General features: G+C 75.1%; 4 protein-coding genes. All 4 read right to left on the reverse strand.

Annotated elements, in window-relative coordinates:
• Positions 1-78 precede the first annotated feature (78 nt).
• The gene (locus MW084_RS03655) at positions 79-492 is read right to left on the reverse strand and encodes a (deoxy)nucleoside triphosphate pyrophosphohydrolase (RefSeq protein WP_275563470.1); all 414 of its coding nucleotides are present in this window, start codon (positions 490-492) and stop codon (positions 79-81) included.
• Between the two features lie 27 nt (positions 493-519).
• On the reverse strand, positions 520-699 hold the full coding sequence (locus MW084_RS03660) for a hypothetical protein (protein ID WP_010475799.1): 180 nt from the start codon (positions 697-699) through the stop codon (positions 520-522).
• A gap of 207 nt (positions 700-906) precedes the next feature.
• Complete coding sequence (locus tag MW084_RS03665) at positions 907-1662, reverse strand: GntR family transcriptional regulator (protein ID WP_010475797.1); 756 nt, start codon at positions 1660-1662, stop codon at positions 907-909.
• A 185-nt stretch (positions 1663-1847) separates the two neighbouring features.
• A partial coding sequence (locus MW084_RS03670; protein ID WP_275563471.1) for a DUF4190 domain-containing protein occupies positions 1848-2878 on the reverse strand: 1031 nt, incomplete at its 5' end.

The raw sequence follows: 2878 nt of genomic DNA on the forward strand, positions 1-2878 counted from the left end.
GNNNGCNCGNNGNNGGGCGGACGGGCGCGCGTGCCCGGCGCACCGCGCGGCGCGCGCCGGGCGCGGCCCGGGGCGCGGTCAGGCGTGCGGGGGACCGGCGTCCGGAGGGAGGTGGCGGAGGGCTTCGACGACCGCGGGAACGTCCTGTTCCAGCCAGTCGACGGTGTCCCATTCCTTACGGGTCAGCCAGCGCAGTCCGTCATGGTCCTGGAGGGGCCGGGGCTCCCCGGACAGGACGCGGGCCGTCCACACGTGCAGCACGTAGCCGCGGCCCAGCGGCCAGGCGCCCGGTACGCGTTCCCCCGGTTCCACCTCGATGCCCAGTTCCTCGCGCAGCTCGCGCACGAGGGCCTCGGGCGGGCTCTCGCCCGGCTCCACCTTGCCGCCGGGCAGCTCCCAGCGGCCGGCGAGCTCGGGGGGCGCGCTGCGGCGCGCGGCGAGCAGCCTCCCCCGGTCGTACACGGCTCCGGCCACCACCACACGATCCGTCATGCGCCGGAGCGTATCCGCCGGCGCGGGTCAGTGCGCCGGCTCCCCGATGCGCTCGACCCAGTAGAGCTGCCGCTGGCCGCGCGAGTCGAGGCTGTCGACGACCTTCTGCGCCTCGTCGCGCGTCGCGTACCGGCCGACCCGGTAGTGGTTGCCGTTGCCGTCCTGCCGGATGACCTGCCAGAGAAGAGCCGTACCGCTGTCGGGCATTACGCCGTTCCCCCCGCCCGGTGGCCTGCGTCCAAGGATTCCGTCGAAATCGCAATCCGCATATGCCCGAGCTTACGCCTGACCTTCACGGACCGGATACGCGACGGCACGAAGAGATACGGATCCGGCCAGGGACCCGGCGGGAGGGCGGCGCGTTTCCACGGCGCGCGCCCGAGGGGGCGGCAGCGGCGGGCCGGGGCCCGGGCCTCAGCGCACCGGCAGGTGGTAGGTGACGCGGTAGCGGTCGGCGGGGACGACGACGTCGGCCGTCTCCACCGCCTCTCCCGACGAGAAGTACGTGCGCTCCACGACGATCACCACATGGCCCGGCACTCCCCCGAGCGCCAGCAGCTCCTCCGCGAGACCGGGGCGCGCGCCGACCTCCTCCACCACGTTGTCCACGACGACGCCGATCGCGGCCATGCGCTCGACGACCCCGCGACCGCCCAGCGGGCCCTCCTCGGGGAGCATGACGGGAGTGCGGCCGGTGACGGCGAGGGGCTCCCAGGAGGTGGAGAGCATCATCGGCTCGCCGCCGTCCCGGAAGACGTACCGGGTGCGCATCACGGGGTCGCCGGGCGCGATGCCCAGCCGGGCGGCGATCGGCGCCGGCGCCCGCCCCCGCTCGCTGCCGGACTCCCAGGTGCCCCGCGCGCCCTCGGCGGCCTGCTCCTGGCGGAACGGGGTCACCGGCCCGTGCGCCGGGCGGTATCCGGAACGGGCGATCCGGCGCGGCACGGGGCGCTCCCGGACGTACGTGCCCGACCCGGAGCGCCCCTCGACCAGCCCCTCGGCCATCAGGACCTTGCGCGCCTCCAGGGCGACGGTGTCCGAGACGCCGTACTCCTCGCGGATGCGGGCCTGGGAGGGCAGCCGGGTGTGGGGAGGCAGCGAGCCGTCGACGATCTTCTTGCGGAGGTCGCCCGCGACACGCAGGTAGGCGGGCTGCTCGCCGAATGCCACCGACCACTCCCCTCGGGTTGACGGACGGCGACAGCCTGGCAACCCGCCGTGCGCCCCGCAAGCACGGGCCAACACCTCACGGTTCGTGACGGCCGCCGTCCGGCACGGGCCGGCCCGGCGGCGGACGGGCGCACGACGGCCGCGACCGCCGTGCGCCCGGAAGGGGTGGCGCGCCGTACGGCGCGTCAGTCGGCCGGCGGGGCCGGCGCCTTGGTGGAGAGCTTCAGCGCGGCGCGCGCGTCCTTGCCCAGGTCGAACGGCAGGGCCTCGTGGCCGGGCTCGTAGTGCGTCCAGAAGGTGTCGGCGTCCGGGGCCTTCGCGGCCTCCGCCCAGTGCCCGCGGGCCTTCTCCAGCTTCTCCACGACGTCCGCGACGGGCCGGGCGGAGGCACCGGGGAAGGTGTGCCCCCGCAGTCCGGCGATCGAGCCGCCGAGGGCCTCCTCGACCTCGCCGGCCCAGGCGACGTTGGCCTTCAGGTCGGTCTCCGGGTCGGCCTCCGGCTCCGTGAAGAGCACCGCGTCGAGGGAGTTGAGCGCCTTGAGGTACGCCGCCTGGTGGGCGTCCAGCGTGGTGGCGTCCGCGCGCAGCGAGCCGGTCAGCTTGCCCTTCTCGGCGGCGAACGCGCACGTCACCGTGCGGTCGTCCAGGTGCCGCCAGCTCTCCTCGGTGGGGTGGTAGTAGAACGTCACCGCGCTCTCCGGCACCGCCCAGGAGTCCTGCGCGTACTGCTCGCCGATCGTCTGGCAGCGCTCCTCGGCCTGCTTCTCGATCGCCGGGACGCCCGGGTAGGCGGCGCCGGTCAGCTCGAAGGAGCCGGCCACCTCGGCGTCGTGCGGCTTGGCGCAGTCGACGCTCCGGATCGTGTCGACCTCCTGCTGGTCGGCCGTGCCGCCGGGCTGGTTGAAGCAGTCACCGGTGCGGAGGCTGAACGCGGAGTCGGTGCTGGCGACGTCCTCCTTCACCTTGCGGGCGCCGTCCGCGAACTCCTTGAAGGCGCCCGTGGCGAAGCCGACCGCGACGAGCAGCGTGCTGATCAGCGACAGGACCATGCCGGCCACGGCGAGGCCCTTGCCCCGCTGGCCGCGGCGCCGTATCTGCCCCAGCGCGACCGCGCCGAGGACCAGTCCGAGCGGCGGCACCAGGCAGACGATGCCGGTGACGAGGGAGGCGACGGCCAGGCCGTTGGTGGTGGCCTGGGGGTGGGGCGCACCGGGCG

It is taken from the genome of Streptomyces sudanensis (genome assembly GCF_023614315.1).
Taxonomy (GTDB): Bacteria; Actinomycetota; Actinomycetes; order Streptomycetales; family Streptomycetaceae; genus Streptomyces; species Streptomyces sudanensis.